The organism is Curtobacterium sp. MCBA15_004, assembly GCF_001865055.2.
Taxonomy (GTDB): domain Bacteria; phylum Actinomycetota; class Actinomycetes; order Actinomycetales; family Microbacteriaceae; genus Curtobacterium.
This window is the reverse complement of the sequence record NZ_CP126266.1, coordinates 713,974-730,422: the sequence shown is the minus strand read 5'-3', so window position 1 is coordinate 730,422 and position 16,449 is coordinate 713,974. Positions and strand designations below refer to the sequence as shown.

Genomic DNA, 16,449 nt, shown 5'->3' with positions numbered 1-16,449 from the left:
CGCGCCCCGGTCAGACCGTCGGCGCCTCGGCCTCGCCGTGCGCCGCAGCCCCGGCTCCTGACCCAGACCCAGACCCAGCGCCGGGCTCCGCCCGACGCTCCGCCTCGGCCCGACGGTCGGCCCGCCGCTCGAAGAACCCCTCGACCAGGGCGTAGAGCGCCGGCAGCACCACGAGGGTGAGCAGCGTCGACGACACCAGGCCGCCGATCACCACGAGTGCGAGCGGCTGCGAGATGAACCCGGACTTCCCGGTGAGCCCGATCGCCATCGGCAGCAGCGCGAAGATCGTCGCGAGCGCGGTCATCAGGATCGGTCGGAGGCGTCGGGTGGCGCCCTCGACCAGGGCCTCGTGCACGCGCAGCCCGCGGCGTCGGTACTGGTTCACGAGGTCGATGAGCACGATCGCGTTCGTCACGACGATGCCGACGAGCATGAGCAGGCCGATGAGCGACGCGACGCCGAGCGGGATGCCGGTGACGATCTGCAGCAGGAGCGCCCCGGTGGCGGCGAACGGCACCGACGCCAGGAGCATCACGGGCTGCCGCAGGCTGCGGAAGGTCGCGACCATGATCACGTAGACGATGAGCACCGCGACGAGCACGGCCAGGAGCAGCTGGCTGAACGCGGACGACTGGCTCGACGCGACACCGCCGATCGACGCCGAGGCACCCTTCGGCAGGTCGATCCCGTCGACGGCGGCGGTGACGTTCTGCACCGCTGCCCCGAGGTTCGACGCGTCGGGTGTCACGGTGATCGTCGCCGTGCGCACGGCGTTCGACGTCGTGATCGAGGTCGGCCCCTCGGACTGCTCGACCGTGGCGAGGTCGGACAGCGGCACGGCGCCGGTCGCCGTCGGGATCGAGAGCGACCGCAGCGCGTCGATCGTCGTCGGCGGCGCGGGGTCGGCGATGTAGACGTCGAGCGTCGCGTCGTCGATCTCGACGGAGCCGGTGTCCCGGGGCGAGACGGCCACGGCGACGAGCCCGCCGACCTGCGTCTCGGTGAGACCCCGCTCGGCGGCGGCACGGCGGTCGACCTTCACCGCGAGGTACGGCTCGGCGGCGGCGAGGTTGCTCGTCGCGCTCGTGGTGCCGTCGACGCCGCGCATCTTCGCGAGCACCGTATTCGCGGCGGTCTGCAGCTCGGACTGGGTCGGCGCGGTGACGTCGACCTCGATGTCGCTCGACCCGCCGAACCCGCCGCCGGCCGACGACAGGCTGACCTCGCCGACGCCGTCGATGCGGTCGATCCGCTGCCGGGCGGTCGACTGGATGGTGGTCTGGTCGCGGGCCGAGTCGGTCGTGACGTTGTACTGCACCGAGGCCGACGCCCCGCCGCCGAACGCCGCCTGGATCGACTGCCCGCTCGTGCCGATGGTGGTCTGGACGGTCTCGACGCCGGGGACGTCCTGCAGCACCCGTTCGACCTTGCGCGCGGCGTCCGCCTGCACGTCGAGGCTCGTGCCGGCCGCGAGGTCCTGCGTCACCGTGAAGGTGTTCTGCCCGGAGTCGCCGAGGTAGTTCGTCTTGACGAACGGGACGGCGGCCGCGGTGCCGCCGAGGACGAGCAGCGCGAGCACGAGCACGAGTGCCGGTCGGCCGATCGCCCACCGGAGCACGGGCTGGTACCCGCGGCGCAGGCGGTCGGGGGCGCCGGCGTCGTGCAGGTCCGCGCCCGACGCGAGCGAGCCGGTCGAGCCGGTCGTGGCCGCCCGGCCCGCGGCGTGCGCGTGGCCCTTCGGCGCACGGAGGAACCAGTACGCGAGCACCGGCACGATGGTGAGCGACACGAGCAGGGACGCGATCAGGGCCATCGTGACCGTGAGCGCGAACGGCCGGAACAGCTCGCCGACGAGCTCGGCGACGAACGCCACCGGCAGGAACACCGCGACGGTGGTCAGGGTGGACGCGGTGACGGCGCCGGCGACCTCGCGGACGGCGTCGAGCACGGCCCGGCCGCGGTCGACGCCCGGTTGCAGGTGCCGCTTGATGTTCTCGATGACGACGATCGAGTCGTCGACCACGCGTCCGATCGCGATCGTGAGCGCGGCGAGCGTGATGATGTTCAGCGTGTAGCCGGCGGCCTGCATGCCGATCGCCGCGAGGAGCACCGACGTCGGGATGGAGATGGCGGTGACGATGGTCGAACGGACGGACAGCAGGAACACCAGGATGACGATCACGGCGAACCCGAGGCCGAGCAGCCCCTCCTCGGCCAGGGAGTCGATCGACTGCTGGATGTAGGGCGCCTGGTCGAACACGACGGTGAAGCGCGGGTCGCCGGTGACCTTGGCCTCGATGCCGGGCAGGGCGTCCTTCACGGTCTCGGACACGTCGACCGTGTTGGCCTCCTGCGTCTTCGTGATCGCGATCGTCAGCGCGGTCTTGCCGTCGACCCGGCTGATCGACGTCCGCGGGGACTCCTCGATCTGCACGGTCGCGACGTCCCCGAGCGAGGTCGCCGTGGAGGCCCGGCTCGCGCCCGTCCCGCCCGTCGCGCTGGTCCCGGTGCCGGTCCCACCCGCAGCCGATCCCCCGGCGGTCCCGTCACCGGACGCGGCTGCGCCGCCCGTGGCACCGCCGGTGCCGCCGGCACCGCCGGTGCCGCCGGCACCGCCGGTGCTCGCGGAGGACGACGTGGACGACCCGCCGGACGCCGCCGTCAGCGGCAGCGCCTCGATGTCGGCGATCGACGCGATCCGCTGCCCGGTCTGCACCGAGAGCGTCTTGCCGTCCTGCGTGATGGTGCCGCCCGGGATGAGCGTGCCGTTGTCGTCGAGCGCGTCGGAGATCGACTGCGAGGTGAGCCCCCGCGCCGCGAGCTCGTCCTCGTTCGGGGTGATCACGACGCGGCGCCCGGGGTTGCCGAAGACGTCGGCCTGGCGCACCCCGTCGAGCTTCTCGAGGTCGGGGATCGCCGTGGCGTTCAGCCGGTCGACGAGCTGCTCCTGGTTGCCGGAGGCCGTGACGGCGAGCTGCAGGACCGGCAGGTCGTCGAACGACCCGGTCACGATCTGGGTCTGCACGGTGTCGGGCAGCGAGAGCGCGTTGACCGCGGTCTGGATCTTGTCCTCGGCGCTGGCCAGGTTCGAGCCGTAGTCGAACGACGCGGAGACGACGCTCTGCCCGGTCGACGAGGTCGCGCTCGTCGACTCGAGGTTCGGGACCACCTGGATCGCCTGCTCGATCTTGGTCGAGACGTCGTTCGACACGACCTCCGGAGTCGCCCCGGGGTAGGCGCTGACGATGGCGACCTGGGGGAACTCGACGCTCGGGATGAGCTCCTGCTTGAGGTTCGTCAGTGCGACGCTGCCGAACACCGCGACGACGATCGTGACGAGGGCGATGAGCGCGCGGTTCCGGATGCTGAAGACCGAGAGGAAGTGCACCGTCCGATCCTCCCAGCACTCCCTGCGAGTCGGGACCGCCCGAGGCCGGGCAGCGCGGCCGGGCTGCACGTCCGGGCTGCGCGTCCGGCCGACCCGACCGGGCAACGCGGTGGGCCGGCTCCCGGGACGGCCCGCGGACGGTCAGCCGCCGAGCAGCAGGTACGCGGCCAGCACCCCGGCGGCCCCGACGACCCCGGTCACGAGCGCGACCGTCCGGGCGGTGGTGCTCGGCGCTGTCCACACGGCCACGCCGAGCACGACCATCCCGATGACGACCTGGGCGATCCAGCCCGGCAGCGTCTCGGCGGTCGCGACGCTGTGCAGTGCCCGCACCCCCTCGCCGACGAACACCGCCGCGACGACCCCGAGGGCACCCGCGCGCACCACGGGACCACCGACGCGCAGGGCGACGGCGACCCCACCGGCGAGGAGCCCGGCCGGGACCCCGACCACCACCCAGAAGCCGGTCGGCGACAGGACGTCGGGGTAGCCGCGCAGGTTCGTGGCCGCCCAGTACCCGACGTGCATGAGCTCGAGCAGCACCACGCCGAGCAGCATCGCGAGCGGCAGGGCGACGCGGCCGGTCCGGACCCGTGCGAGCAGGCACAGGAGCACCGCGACGCCGAACCAGGGCGCCGCGGAGTTGGCCGCGACGGCGAACGCCTGGACCGCCTGCCCGAACGAGGTGAGGACCCCGACGAGCAGCGCCGCCGCCAGGGCCATCGTGACGCGTGCAGCGGCGGGGACGGCCGGGACGACCGGAGCGGGGTCACGGTGTGCGGGCGAGATCGGGGTCACGGGGAGCAGCCTGACGGGCGACGGCAGCCCGCCGCGTCACCCTGCCGGGCGACACCGTGCCGGTGACCTCCACCTGTGGGATGACACAGCGGAGCACGCCGGGAGCCCGGACCACCGTCGCGGGCTCGCACCACCGCGACGGCCCCCGACCGCGGCGGCGGGCTCAGACCACCGCCGCGAGCGACCCGCGCGCCCCCGCACCGACCCCGCCGACCCGCGCCCACGCCCGCTCGAGCACGTCGACCATGCGCTCCCGGTCCCCCGCCGACCCGGTGTACGGCACCCGCAGGAACCGCTCGAAGCCGCCGTCGGGGCCGAACACCCCGCCGGAGGCGAGCACCACGCCCTCGGCCCGAGCGGCGAGCACGAGCGCGCTCGACACCGGCCGCCCGAGCCCGACCCACGTCGTCAACCCGCCCGCCGGCGACGGGACGTCCCACTCGGGGAGCCGCGCGCGCAACGCGGCCACGACGTCGTCGCGACCAGCGCGCAGGAAGGTGCGCCGCGCCTCCAGGACGGCCGCCGTGCGCGGGACGAGCTCCCGCACGACCAGCTGGTCGAGCACCGGGGTGCCGAGGTCGCCCGTCGGGCGGGCGAGGAGCAGCCGTTGCAGCAGGTCGGGAGCCGCGCGGACCCAGCCGATCCGGAGCCCGCCCCAGAAGACCTTGGCGGCCGAGCCGATCATCACGACCCGCTCGCCCGCGGGGTCGGCGACGGCCAGGGGCACCGCGGCGGGACCGTCGATCCGCAGCTCGCCCATCGTCTCGTCCGCGACGACCACGGTGCCGGTCGACGCGGCGACGGTCAGCAGGCGGTCCCGGGTCGCGGCGGACATGACCGCCCCGGTCGGGTTGTGCAGGTCGGGCATGACGTAGGCGACGGCGGGTGCGGTCCGACGCAGGGTCGTCTCGAGCGCGGTCTCGTCCCAACCGGCGTGCGCGTCGACCGGCACCCCGACGAGTCGGCCACCGGCCGCGCGGAAGGCCTCGTGCGCGTGCGGGTAGGTCGGCGACTCGACGAGCACGGCGTCGCCGCGGCGCACGAGCACGCGCGCCAGCAGGGCGATCGCGTGCTGCGCGCCGATCGTCACGACGACCTGGGCCGGGTCTGTGGGCAGGCCGCGCTCGGTGTACCGCGCGGCGATCGCGGCCCGCAGGCCCGGGTCGCCGACGGTGTCGTACCCGATCCCGGCGAGCGCCGCGGGCACGTGCCGGACCGCGCGTTCGACGGCCTCGGCGACCTCGGGAGCGGCGTGCAGCGCGGCCTTCCGCAGGTCGAGCAGATCGCCGGGCACGACGCCGCCGAGCTGCTCCGGGTCGGGACGGCCGACCAGGTCGCGCGGCAGGTGGACGACGCTGCCGGAGCCCCGGAGCGACACCAGGAACCCGTCGTCGCGCAGCCGGGCGTAGGCGTTCGCGACCGTCGTGCGCGAGACCCCGAGGGCGTCCGCGAGCCCGCGTTCGGCCGGCAGCCGGACGCCGACCGGGATCCGCCCGTCGATGACGAGCACGCGCAGGGCGTCGGCGAGCGCCTCGTACGCGGGGGCGTCGGAGCCGCCGCGCCAGTCGGTGAGCAGGAGCGCGGCGGCGCGGGCGCCGAGGGGCCGGGGACTGCGGAGGACCGGGGTCACGGGTCCACGGTAGCCGGATTGGCTCTCGACCACCATGCCAATCCCGCGCCACCATCGGCGCATGTCCCGCTCTCCCGCGCTCGTGCTCCGCTCCGTGCAACTGCTCGTCGGGCTGTTCCTCTACGGGGCCGCGACCGCCCTGCAGGTCCGCGCGGTCGTGGGGGTCAGCTCGTGGACGGTGCTCACACAGGGTCTCGAGCACGTCCTCCCGTGGTCCTTCGGCGTGGTCACGGTCGTGTCGAGCGTCGTCATCCTGCTGCTGTGGATCCCGCTCCGGCAGCGCCCGGGCATCGGCACGCTGTGCAACGTGCTCGCGATCGGCCCGTCCGCCGACCTCGTGCTCTGGCTCGTCCCGGAACCGGACGGCATCGTGGCCCGCGTCGCGCTGTTCGTCGCGGGGGTCGCCCTGCTCGCCGTCGCGACGGCCTGCTACATCGGTGCCGGACTCGGCACGGGCGCCCGCGACGGGCTCATGGTCGGCGTGCACGAGCGGTTCGGCTGGCCGCTCTGGCTCGCGCGCACGGTCATCGAGGTCACGGTCGTGGCGGTCGGCTGGCTACTCGGCGGCGACGTCGGCGTGGGCACGGTGGTCGCCGCGTTCGCGATCGGCCCGCTGGTGCAACCGCTCATGCCGCTGTTCCGTCGACTGCCCTGGTCGCCGCTGCAGGTGGTCGCCGACACCGGCCGGGAGGCACGCCCCACCCCCGCCGCGGCACCCGCGCCCGTCCCGTGACGGGGACCGTCCCCACCGGCTTGCTGGGGATGCGCTGAGGTCCGTCGACCACCCCGCACACGCGATGTATCGTGACGGCCAGAACGCGATACAACGCGAGTACCAGGAGGCACCATGGCCCAGGAGAAGTGGCTCGTCGACGAGCCGAAGGTGATCGACACCGGGATCGTCCGCGCCCTGCGCGTCGGACTGGCCGGTGGACAGGTCGACGTCGTCGCGCACGACGAGCCGACCGCCCGCATCGAGGTGCACGGCGTGTCCGGCAAGCAGCTCAAGATCGAGCTGGACGGCGACACGCTCACCATCGACCACCCGCAGATCGGGTGGGAGGACCCGCTCGGCTTCCTCAAGTCCTTCCGCGGTCGTGACTCGGCCGACGTGAGCGTGCTCGTGCCCCGCGACGCCCGCGTGACGATCGGCGTCGTGTCGGCGGGCGCGCTGCTCTCCGGCACGAACCGAGGCGCCTCGGTGAACACGGTCTCGGGCGACGTCGTCGTCGACGGTCTGGCCGGCGACCTCGCGGTCCACGCGGTGTCCGGCACCACGACGGTCCGCGGACTCGACGGCGCCCTCACGGTGCGCACCGTGTCCGGCAACGTCGTCGCGACCGGCGCGATCCCCCGGCTCACGGCCGACGGTGTGAACGCCGACGTGCTGCTCGACCTGCAGGGCACGCCCGACTCCGCGCGGGTGAACACCGTGTCGGGGTCGGTCGACGTCCGACTCGAGGACGGCGTCGCCTACCGCGCGACCGTCAGCACCGCGACCGGCACGCTGCAGTTCGACGACGCCCAGCTGCGCGGCGTGCGCGGCTCGCACGTGCAGCAGTCCGGGGAGCTCTCGGGCCAGTGGCTCGACCTCCGCGTCAACTCGGTGTCCGGTGGCGTCGCCGTCGTGCACGCCCCGCCCGTGACCGACGCCTGGGCGGGCACTCCGTCCACCGAGCCGACCACCGGCACCGACGACCAGCCGACGGAGGCGCCCGCATGAGCCCCGTCTTCGCCCACGGCCACCTGCGCCTGTACCTGCTCGTCCTGCTGGCCGACCGCCCCATGCACGGGTACGAGGTCATCCAGGCCCTCGGCGACCGCTTCGGCGGCACGTACGTGCCGAGCGCCGGCACCGTCTACCCGCGCCTGGCGAAGCTCGAGGCCGAGGGGCTCGTCACCGCGACGACCGACGGCCGCCGCACGGTCTACGCGATCACCGACGCCGGCCGGGCCGAGCTCGACGCCCGCGCCGACGACATCGCCGCGGTCGAGAACGGCGTCGCCGACTCGGTGAAGTCCCTCGCCGACGGCGTCCGCGCCTCGGTGGGCGAGGCGATGCGGTCCCTCCGCGCCGACCTCGCGGCGAGCGCGCAGGCACCGCGCACGAAGCCGACCGCGCCGTCGGCCGGGCAGCCGGAGGACGTCCCGTCCGCGGGCGCCCGGGCACTCCGCGACGTCGAGACGGCCATCGCGTCCTTCCGGCAGCAGGTGGGTGCCGACCTGCGGAGCCGCGCGACGCGCGGCACGCTCACCGACGACGCGGTGACGCGGCTGCGCGACGGACTCGAGGCCCTGCGCCGCTCGCTCTGACCGAGGCGGGCCGACGGACGGGAGGCGTGCCGCGCCTCCCGTCCGTCGCATCCACGGAACGCGGGCCGACGGACCGACGCGGGGCGCGCCTCACGGCGGGCACGGCGGACCGGGGCACCTGTCGATCCGCACAGTGTTGACTCGTCCGGTGAACTGAGTAGGTTTGCCGCTCGTGACGAACGAGGTGCGGTCGCTCAAGGCGCGACTGATCGGGGATCCCCTCCCCTCCGAGAAGCTCGAGGGACAGCTCCTCCCGAAGCACCTGGCACTGCCGATCTTCGCGAGCGACCCGCTGTCGTCCGTGGCGTACGCGCCCCAGGAACTCCTCATGATCCTGCTGCTCGGCGGCATGGCGTTCCTGACGCTCGCGCCGTGGGTCGCCGCGCTCGTGGTGCTGCTGCTCGTCGTGGTCGTCGCGTCCTACCGGCAGCTCATCAAGGCGTACCCGTCCGGCGGCGGCGACTACGAGGTCGCGCACCGCAACCTCGGCGAGAAGGCCGGACTCGTCGTGGCGAGCGCCCTGCTCGTCGACTACGCCATGACGGTCGCGGTGTCGGTCGCGTCGGGCGTCGACAACATCATCTCCGCGCTCCCCGGACTCGACCCGTTCCGCATCGAGGTCGCGGTCGCGTTCGTCGTGCTGCTCGCGGGGGTGAACCTCCGCGGCGTGCGCGAGTCGAGCAAGGCCTTCGCGGTGCCGACCTACCTGTTCGTCGGCTCCGTGTTCGTGATGATCGTCACCGGGCTCGTGCGGGCCGCGCTCGGGCACGCCCCCGTGGCCGAGTCCGCCGGGTGGACCGTGCAGAACGTCGAGCACACCACCCAGGCCGCGTTCGTCCTGCTGCTGCTCCGTGCCTTCGCGTCCGGCTGCTCGGCACTGACCGGCGTCGAGGCGATCGCGAACGGCGTGCAGGCCTTCCGCCGCCCGAAGATCGCGAACGCGCAGAAGACGCTCGTCGCGATGGGGTCGATCGCGATCGTGCTGTTCGTCGGCCTGGTCACGCTCGCCCTGGTCTCCCGCGTGCACTACGCCGAGCGGGCCTGCGACCTGCAGGGGTTCACGGCGTGCGCGACCGCGCCGCAGCGTTCCCTCATCGCGCAGATCGCCGCCGCGACGTTCGGCGACGGGAGCGTCCTGTTCTACGTGGTGCAGGCGACGACCGCTGCCGTGCTGCTCCTCGCCGCGAACACCGCGTTCAACGGCTTCCCGCTGCTCGGGTCGATCCTGGCGCGCGACTCGTACGCGCCGAAGGCCCTCTCCACCCGCGGCGACCGGCTCATCTACTCGAACGGCGTCATCGTCCTGGCGCTCGTCGCCGTCTCGCTGCTCGTCGTGTACCGGGCGAACGTCACGAGCCTGATCCAGCTCTACATCATCGGCGTCTTCGTGTCGTTCACGCTCGGACAGACCGGCATGGTGCGGCACTGGACCCGGCAGCTCCGCGAGGACCGGGACGGCACCCGGGCACTCGCCGGCGAGCCATCGCTCGACCGCGCACAGGTCCGGCGTTCCCTGACGATCAACGCGGTCGGCGCGACGTTCACCGCCGTGGTGCTGGTGATCGTCACGATCACGAAGTTCACGCACGGCGCCTGGCTCGTCTTCGTCATCATGCCGGTGCTGTTCGTCCTCATGCTCGGCGTGAACCGGTACTACCGCGACGTCTCGCACGAGATCGCGGTCGACGCCGAGACCCGGTTCGGTGCGAGCGGCGACCACGCGATCGTCCTCGTCAACAAGCTGCAGAAGCCCGTCCTCAAGGCCGTCGACTACGCCATCGCCGCGCAGCACGCCGGGCTCGAGGCCGTGCACGTCGCGATCGACGACGCCGAGGCCCAACGACTCCGCGAGCAGTGGGCGGAGCACGGCATCGAGGTCCCGCTGACGATCGTGCCGAGCCCGTACCGGGACATCTCGATGCCGCTCATCCACCACATCAAGGCGCGTCGGGCGGTGCACGGCTCCGAGGTCGTCACGGTCTACACGCCGGTGTTCGTCGTCGGCCACTGGTGGGAGTCGATGCTGCACAACCACCGCGGCCGGCGCATCCGCAGGAAGCTCCTGCTCGTGCACGGCGTCACCGTGGCGCTCGTGCCGTGGCTGCTCGACTCCTCCGAGCTGCTGTACGGCCGGCGGTCGCGGCCGCTGCCCGGCCAGGAGCGCCGGGGCGAACCGGTGCGGCCGGCGCTGCGGCGGGCGCCGCACGGGGGCGGGGCGGGGACCGGTGCCGGGACCGGTGCCGCCGCCGGTGCCGGTGCCGGCTTCGGGGGCGGTCCCTCGGGGACGCCGGCCGACCGTCTGCTGCGGTCCGACCGGCGCAACAGCCTGCGGCCGACCTCCGGCGACGACACGGGGCGGCCGACCGGCCCCGCGCGTCGCGCCACCCGCCCCGCCGGTCCCGCGGAGGGCCTCGACCAGTCCCTGTGCACCGGTGAGCTGCGGGTCCTCGTGCCGGTGGTGGCCGGACCTCCGAACGACGGCGGCGACCGGTCGTAGCATCGGTCCTCGACATGACGAACTCCGACCTGCGCACCTACGCGACCTTCGACGGCCACGGCGGCAAGGTGTCGCAGCGCGTCGAGGTGCTCGACCACACGCCGCCCGCCGCCGGCCCGTACGCGGGCCTGGTCCCGGTGCGCGGCGCACACCCGCTCGGAGCGGTCGACGAACGCCCCGCCGACGAGGACGCCGACCTCGCCCGCGGGGTCGCGAGCATCGGCTGGGTCGACCCCGCCACCCTGCGCGACTGGTACCGACCGGACCGCATCGTCGTCTCCCGCCTCGAAGCACGCCGTTCCGGGCTGGAGCCCGGCCGGTACGCCGACTCCCGTGGTCGCGGTCGCGTCCGCATCGACGGCCTGGAGGCGCACCTCGCCGCCGACGGTCGGCCCGCGTTCCGCGCACTGGCCGGCCCCGTCGACGCCCCGGTCGTCGACGTCCCGCTGCCCACCGACCAGGCGGTCCGCCTCGTCGCGGTGCGCGCGGTCGACGAGGGGCTCGAGGTCGTGACCACCCCGGTGTCGCCGTTCCTGGCGCCCGGGCAGCACGCCGTGTACGGGGCCGACGTCGTCGGGCTGCCACCGCGTCCGGCCACCGGGACGGTCGAGGTCCGGGCCGCCGTGCTGCTCGACGGGGACCTGCACGAGGTCGAGCGCATCGACGAGCGGGCGGCGACGATCTGGCTCCGTCGGGACGGGTCGGAGGAGCCGGTCCCGGTGGCGTCGAGCGCCGTGGGGCCGGACCTCGTGCGGTACACGGTCGTCGGGGGCTGAGGCTGACGGACGGGACCGGGGTCCCTGCGCTCCGTTGACCACCGTCCGGGGCCGTGCTGCCGGTCGCCGGCGGCCGTCCGTGGTGCGTTCCCCCCGTGGTCCGTTCCCCGTTGTCCGCTGTCCGGGGGACGCCGTGCTGCGGGTCACCCGCGGTCCCGCGCGTACCGTCACCGCCATGAGTGATGCAGACCGCGCCGAGCAGCAGACCCCCGACGCCGGCCACCAGGGCGAGACCCTCGGCGGCGCACGTCCCGACCCCTCCACCACCGCGAGCAAGGACCCGGAGCAGTGGGTCACCGGTGACGAGCCGATGACCGGCCCGCAGCGCAGCTACCTCGACACCCTCGCCCGCGAGGCCGGCGAGGAGCTCCCCGCCGACCTCACGAAGGCCGAGGCGTCGGAGCACATCGACCGCCTGCAGCAGCAGACCGGGCGCGGCGCCGACTCCTGACCGCGCGCGGACACCCCGTCCGGTCCGGTCCGGACCGTCCCGTGGCGGTCCGGGCGGGCGGGGTGTCCTGCGTTCGGCGGACCGCCGTGCCGCGGTGTCCTGCGTTCGGCGGACCGCCGTGCCGCGGTGTCCTGCGTTCGGCGGACCCCAGCCTGGGGGAACCCTGGTGAAGTCCGGGACGTCCGCCTGGACGGACGGGGTCGGTGACGCGTCACCGTCTACCGTCGGCGGCATGCGAACGACATCGACCTCCATCGGCCTGACCGCGCTCCGCATCGTCCTCGGCGTGGTGTTCATCGCCCACGGCGCCCAGAAGTTCGCGCAGGGCATCCCCGGCGTCGCACAGGCCTTCGCAGGCATGGGCGTCCCGTTCGCCGAGGTCGCGGCGCCCGTCGTCGCCGGCCTCGAGGTCGTCGGCGGCGTCTTCCTCGTCCTCGGCGTCGCCACCCGCGTCGTCGGGGTCCTGCTGGCCCTCGACATGGTGGTGGCCGGGCTGCTGGCCCACGCCGAGGCCGGGTTCTTCGCCCAGGACGGCGGCTTCGAGTACGTCCTCGTGCTCGCGGTGGCCTCGCTCGCGGTCGCCCTGACCAGCCCCGGACGGTTCTCGGTCGACGCGCTCGTGCTCCGATCCGCACGCCGGAAGCGCGGCGTCACCGAGCCGCTCCCTGCCTGAACGCGCCCGACCGCTCGGCGCGACCGAGTCGGAACGGCACAGATGGTAGAGTGGACGCCAGATTTCAAACCACGAATCGTTCGGTTCCCCGGGTCGCCTTCCGCACCCGCCAGGACCGGGCCAGAGCCGATCACGAGGGGGTCACGCATGGGGCGCGGCCGTCAGAAGGCGAAGCACACCAAGGTCGCCCGGGAGCTGAAGTACTTCAGCCCGCAGACGAACTACGGTGAGCTCGAGCGAGAGCTCTCCTCCGGGCACGACTCGGACGAGAACTCGTACATCGACCGATGGGCGGACCAGTACGGTCCGGACCAGTACGTCGAGGACGAGTCGGACGAGCTCGACACCCAGGACCAGAACAAGTCCGCCTGACCCTCGAGGTCTGACACGCCGTGCACCTCCGGGTGCACGGCGTCTCTGCGTGTCCGGCGTCGTCGTGTGCACGGCGTCTCCACGTGTGCGGCGCACCTGTGGCTCCGGCGTCGCTGCGTGTACGGCGTCTCCACGCGCACGACGTCTTCACGCTGCGGAGTCGCGCGCTGGCCCCGTCCGCGTGCACGCACTCGCGCAACGCGTCGAGCCCACCCGCCGAGGTCGCACGACTCGCCGCGCGGGAAGCGTCGAGGTGCCGATGACGGCCCGCTCGGAGCTCGGGGTGCCGAGATCGTGGAACCTCGGGCAGCGCAACGAGCCGCGCCGCGCCCCGCGCTCAGGCCCGGTAGGACCCCACCAGGCGGACGGCTCCCCCGTCGACGCCCTTCGCGCCCTGCTCGAACCCGGTCAGGTCGCGCTGCGCCGTCGACACCGCACCGACCGTCCACGCGGGCAGGCCCGCGGCACCGAGCGCCGCGACGACCGACTCCGCCGCCGACGCCGCGACGACCGCGAACATCCCGATGCCGAGGTTCCAGGTCGACTCGGTGTCCTCGATCGGCGTCCCGGCCATGTCCGTGAGCACCCGGAACACCGCGGGCGGGGTCCAGGTGGCGCGGTCGACCTCGACCGAGGTGCCGACCGGCAGGACGCGCGCCAGGTTCGCGGCGATGCCACCACCGGTGACGTGCGACAGGGAGTGCACGGCGCCCGGCTGCGACCCGAGCAGGTCGAGCAGCGGCGCGGTGTACAGGCGCGTGGGCTCGAGCAGGGCCTCGCCGACGGAGACGCCGGTGCCGAACTCCGGCAGCTGGTCGGCGTAGCCGACGCCCTTCGTCGACAGGATGTGCCGGACGAGCGAGTAGCCGTTCGAGTGCAGGCCGGAGGACTCGATCGCGACGACCACGTCGCCGTCCTCGACCAGGTGTGCACCGAGCTGGCGGTCGGCCTCGACCACCCCGGTCGCGGCGCCCGCGACGTCGTAGTCGTCCGGGCCGAGCAGCCCCGGGTGCTCCGCGGTCTCGCCGCCGACGAGCGCGGTGCCGGTGGCCGAGCAGCCGCGGGCGATCCCGGCGACGATGTCGGCGATGCGCTCCGGGACGACCCGGCCGCAGGCGATGTAGTCCGTCATGAACAGCGGCTTCGCCCCGACCACGACGATGTCGTCGACGACCATGCCGACGAGGTCCTGGCCGATGGTGTCGTGCTTGTCGATCGCCTGTGCGATGGCGACCTTGGTGCCGACGCCGTCGGTCGAGGTCGCGAGGAGCGGCCGCGCGTACTCCCTGAGGAACGACACGTCGTAGAGCCCGGCGAACCCGCCGACCCCTCCGAGCACCGATGCGTTGTGCGTCGCCGAGACGGCGGACTTCATGAGCTCGACGGCCAGGTCACCGGCAGCGGTGTCGACGCCGGCGGCTGCGTACGGGTTCGGCATGCGTTGTCCTCCGCGGGGCATGGCAGACTTGTTCGGTACCACCCGATCCTACGGTCTGGAGCACTCCGCGAATGTGCGGCATCGTCGGCCTCGTTGCGCAGGGGCCCGTCAACCAATCCATCTACGACGCCCTGTTGCTCCTGCAGCACCGGGGCCAGGACTCGACGGGCATCGCCACGGTCGAGGGTCGCGTGCACCACATGCACAAGACACGCGGCCACGTCCGCGAGGGCTTCCGCACCCGTGACATGCGGGCACTGCTCGGGACGATGGGCCTCGGCCACGTCCGGTACGCCACCAAGGGCGTCGCGAGCAACGAGGAAGAGGCCCAGCCCTTCTACGTGAACGCCCCGTACGGCATCGTCCTGGTGCACAACGGCAACCTCACGAACACGCGGGAGCTCACCCGCGAGCTGTTCGACATCGACCGTCGGCACCTCAACACCACGAGCGACACCGAGCTGCTCGTCAACGTCCTGGCGCACGAGCTCCAGGGCCAGGTCCGCGGCAGCGAGCTCGACGCCGGGCAGGTGTTCGACGCGGTCGAGCGCGTGCACGAGCGCGTCGAGGGCTCGTACGCCACGATCGCGACGATCGCGGGCCACGGTCTGCTCGCGTTCCGCGACCCGTACGGCATCCGGCCGCTCATCCTCGGGCACAAGTTCGACGAGGCCGGGCAGCCCGAGTGGGTCGTCGCCTCGGAGTCGCTCGTGCTCGAGTCCGGCGGCTACGACATCGTGCGCGACATCGCCCCCGGCGAGGCCGTCTTCATCGAGATGAACGGCCAGATGCACGCCCGCCAGTGCGCGAAGGACCCGCGTCTCGTGCCGTGCTCCTTCGAGTACGTCTACCTGGCCCGTCCCGACTCGGTCATGAACGGCATCTCGGTCTACGAGGCCCGTCTCCGCCTCGGCAACCGCCTGGCCGACACGATCGCGCAGTACGCCCCCACCGGCGACATCGACGTCGTGATGCCGATCCCCGACTCCTCGCGTCCCGCCGCCATGCAGGTCGCGCAGAAGCTCGGCATCGACTACCGCGAGGGCTTCTTCAAGAACCGCTACGTCGGCCGCACCTTCATCATGCCGGGACAGGCGGAGCGCAAGCGGTCCGTCCGGCAGAAGCTCAACGCGATGTCGTCCGAGTTCAAGGGCAAGAACGTCCTCATCGTCGACGACTCGATCGTGCGCGGCACGACGAGCCGCGAGATCGTCGAGATGGCCCGGGCCGCCGGCGCGAACGAGGTCACGTTCACGAGCGCCGCTCCCCCGGTGCGCTTCCCGCACGTCTACGGCATCAACATGCCGACGCGCATGGAGCTCATCGCGCACGACCGGAAGATCCCCGAGATCAACCGCGTCCTCGGCAGCGACCACCTCATCTACCAGGAGGTCGCGGACATGCGCGACGCGATCATCGAGGGGTCGGACGTCACCGACCTCGAGATGAGCTGCTTCACGGGCGAGTACGTGACCGGCTCGGTCACGCCCGAGTACCTCTCCTGGGTCGAGGCGAACCAGCTCAGCTAGGTCGCGTCACGACGCGACCCACCGGACGGGAGGCGCGGTGCCGGCCGGCACCGCGCCTCCCGTCCGTCGTGTGGTGGCGACCGTCGTGTGGTGGCGACCGTCAGCGGTCGGTGTCCGCCGACGGGTCCGTGTCGGCCCGCGGGGGCTGCGCCGGGGTGCCGTGGTCCTCGATCTCGCCGTCGACGGTGTCGGGGACCGGTTCGACCGCGACGCGCTCCGCGGTCAGGTTGGCGGCCCGACGGGCGAGCACCCGGTCGAGCACGACGGCGACGACCGCACCGACGGCCGCGCCGATGGTGACGCCCCAGAGCGAGAAGTAGCCGACGAGGGTGCCGAAGCTGGCGTCCTGCTGGTCGCCGCGGTCGATGTCCATCGTGACCGACACGACGACGAGCGTGGCGAGGAAGCCGAGCACCGCACCGCCGAGGATGAAGACCCCGAACTTGGGTGCGCGGCGGATGGTGACCTCGTCCGGCGAGGTGACGGCGTTCGGTGCCGGCGCCACGGACGGGCGCTCGTCGGGTCGGTCGGTGTCGCTCACCCGTCCATTGTCCCCCACTGTGGGACGTGCTCCGGCCTGGCGC

The 16,449-nt window shown here is 73.2% G+C and carries 14 protein-coding genes; 9 read left to right on the top strand and 5 right to left on the bottom strand.

Annotation, left to right across the window (positions count from 1 at the left end; translation table 11 throughout):
• Nucleotides 1–10: 10 nt before the first annotated feature.
• From QOL16_RS03450 to QOL16_RS03440, 3 genes are all read right to left on the bottom strand, one after another.
• Entirely contained in the window at nucleotides 11–3,388 is a 3,378-nt protein-coding gene (locus QOL16_RS03450) for an efflux RND transporter permease subunit (RefSeq protein ID WP_083395052.1), read from the bottom strand.
• 141 nt (nucleotides 3,389–3,529) lie between these two features.
• Nucleotides 3,530–4,186, bottom strand: a complete 657-nt coding sequence (locus QOL16_RS03445; protein ID WP_065963072.1) for a DUF6518 family protein — start codon at nucleotides 4,184–4,186, stop codon at nucleotides 3,530–3,532.
• 163 nt (nucleotides 4,187–4,349) lie between these two features.
• Nucleotides 4,350–5,816 carry a PLP-dependent aminotransferase family protein gene (locus QOL16_RS03440; RefSeq protein ID WP_071284834.1) on the bottom strand — a complete coding sequence of 489 codons (1,467 nt, stop codon included), beginning with the start codon at nucleotides 5,814–5,816 and terminating at the stop codon, nucleotides 4,350–4,352.
• Between the two features lie 61 nt (nucleotides 5,817–5,877).
• Between QOL16_RS03440 and QOL16_RS03435 the strand changes: the two genes are divergently transcribed.
• From QOL16_RS03435 to QOL16_RS03400, 8 genes are all read left to right on the top strand, one after another.
• Complete coding sequence (locus QOL16_RS03435) at nucleotides 5,878–6,549, top strand: YitT family protein (protein ID WP_071284833.1); 672 nt, start codon at nucleotides 5,878–5,880, stop codon at nucleotides 6,547–6,549.
• 114 nt (nucleotides 6,550–6,663) lie between these two features.
• Entirely contained in the window at nucleotides 6,664–7,539 is an 876-nt protein-coding gene (locus QOL16_RS03430; protein WP_065963694.1) for a DUF4097 family beta strand repeat-containing protein, read from the top strand.
• Complete coding sequence (locus tag QOL16_RS03425) at nucleotides 7,536–8,129, top strand: PadR family transcriptional regulator (RefSeq protein WP_071284832.1); 594 nt, start codon at nucleotides 7,536–7,538, stop codon at nucleotides 8,127–8,129. The genes QOL16_RS03430 and QOL16_RS03425 overlap by 4 nt, the downstream gene beginning before the upstream one ends.
• A 163-nt stretch (nucleotides 8,130–8,292) precedes the next feature.
• The gene (locus QOL16_RS03420; protein WP_071284831.1) at nucleotides 8,293–10,626 is read left to right on the top strand and encodes an APC family permease; all 2,334 of its coding nucleotides are present in this window, start codon (nucleotides 8,293–8,295) and stop codon (nucleotides 10,624–10,626) included.
• Between the two features lie 14 nt (nucleotides 10,627–10,640).
• On the top strand, nucleotides 10,641–11,402 hold the full coding sequence (locus QOL16_RS03415) for a hypothetical protein (RefSeq protein WP_071284830.1): 762 nt from the start codon (nucleotides 10,641–10,643) through the stop codon (nucleotides 11,400–11,402).
• Nucleotides 11,403–11,577: 175 nt separating this feature from the next.
• Nucleotides 11,578–11,853 carry a DUF3072 domain-containing protein gene (locus QOL16_RS03410; RefSeq protein WP_071284865.1) on the top strand — a complete coding sequence of 92 codons (276 nt, stop codon included), beginning with the start codon at nucleotides 11,578–11,580 and terminating at the stop codon, nucleotides 11,851–11,853.
• Nucleotides 11,854–12,085: 232 nt separating this feature from the next.
• Nucleotides 12,086–12,526 (top strand): DoxX family protein, encoded by a 441-nt coding sequence (locus QOL16_RS03405; protein ID WP_071284829.1) that lies wholly within the window; start codon nucleotides 12,086–12,088, stop codon nucleotides 12,524–12,526.
• Nucleotides 12,527–12,673: 147 nt separating this feature from the next.
• A complete protein-coding gene (locus QOL16_RS03400; protein ID WP_065963704.1) occupies nucleotides 12,674–12,898 on the top strand; it encodes a DUF3073 domain-containing protein in 225 nt (74 codons plus the stop codon).
• 337 nt (nucleotides 12,899–13,235) lie between these two features.
• Here the strand turns inward: QOL16_RS03400 and purM are convergent, their stop codons facing one another.
• Nucleotides 13,236–14,336: a phosphoribosylformylglycinamidine cyclo-ligase gene (gene purM / locus QOL16_RS03395; protein ID WP_083395050.1), complete on the bottom strand. Its 1,101-nt coding sequence runs from the start codon at nucleotides 14,334–14,336 to the stop codon at nucleotides 13,236–13,238.
• Nucleotides 14,337–14,407: 71 nt separating this feature from the next.
• On the opposite strand from purM, the gene purF reads away from it, so the two are divergent.
• Nucleotides 14,408–15,865, top strand: a complete 1,458-nt coding sequence (gene purF, locus QOL16_RS03390) for an amidophosphoribosyltransferase (RefSeq protein WP_065963708.1) — start codon at nucleotides 14,408–14,410, stop codon at nucleotides 15,863–15,865.
• Nucleotides 15,866–15,965: 100 nt separating this feature from the next.
• On the opposite strand, the gene QOL16_RS03385 is transcribed toward purF, so the two are convergent.
• Entirely contained in the window at nucleotides 15,966–16,406 is a 441-nt protein-coding gene (locus QOL16_RS03385) for a hypothetical protein (RefSeq protein ID WP_071284827.1), read from the bottom strand.
• Nucleotides 16,407–16,449 lie beyond the last annotated feature (43 nt).

What these genes read in the sequence shown, in the direction of transcription:
- QOL16_RS03405 (WP_071284829.1), top strand. Translation starts at nt 12,086, where the DNA reads ATGCGAACGACATCGACCTCCATCGGCCTGACCGCGCTCCGCATCGTC.
- QOL16_RS03400 (WP_065963704.1), top strand. Translation starts at nt 12,674, where the DNA reads ATGGGGCGCGGCCGTCAGAAGGCGAAGCACACCAAGGTCGCCCGGGAG.
- QOL16_RS03430 (WP_065963694.1), top strand. Translation starts at nt 6,664, where the DNA reads ATGGCCCAGGAGAAGTGGCTCGTCGACGAGCCGAAGGTGATCGACACC.
- QOL16_RS03425 (WP_071284832.1), top strand. Translation starts at nt 7,536, where the DNA reads ATGAGCCCCGTCTTCGCCCACGGCCACCTGCGCCTGTACCTGCTCGTC.
- purF (WP_065963708.1), top strand. Translation starts at nt 14,408, where the DNA reads ATGTGCGGCATCGTCGGCCTCGTTGCGCAGGGGCCCGTCAACCAATCC.
- QOL16_RS03410 (WP_071284865.1), top strand. Translation starts at nt 11,578, where the DNA reads ATGAGTGATGCAGACCGCGCCGAGCAGCAGACCCCCGACGCCGGCCAC.
- purM (WP_083395050.1), bottom strand. Translation starts at nt 14,336, where the DNA reads ATGCCGAACCCGTACGCAGCCGCCGGCGTCGACACCGCTGCCGGTGAC.
- QOL16_RS03435 (WP_071284833.1), top strand. Translation starts at nt 5,878, where the DNA reads ATGTCCCGCTCTCCCGCGCTCGTGCTCCGCTCCGTGCAACTGCTCGTC.
- QOL16_RS03415 (WP_071284830.1), top strand. Translation starts at nt 10,641, where the DNA reads ATGACGAACTCCGACCTGCGCACCTACGCGACCTTCGACGGCCACGGC.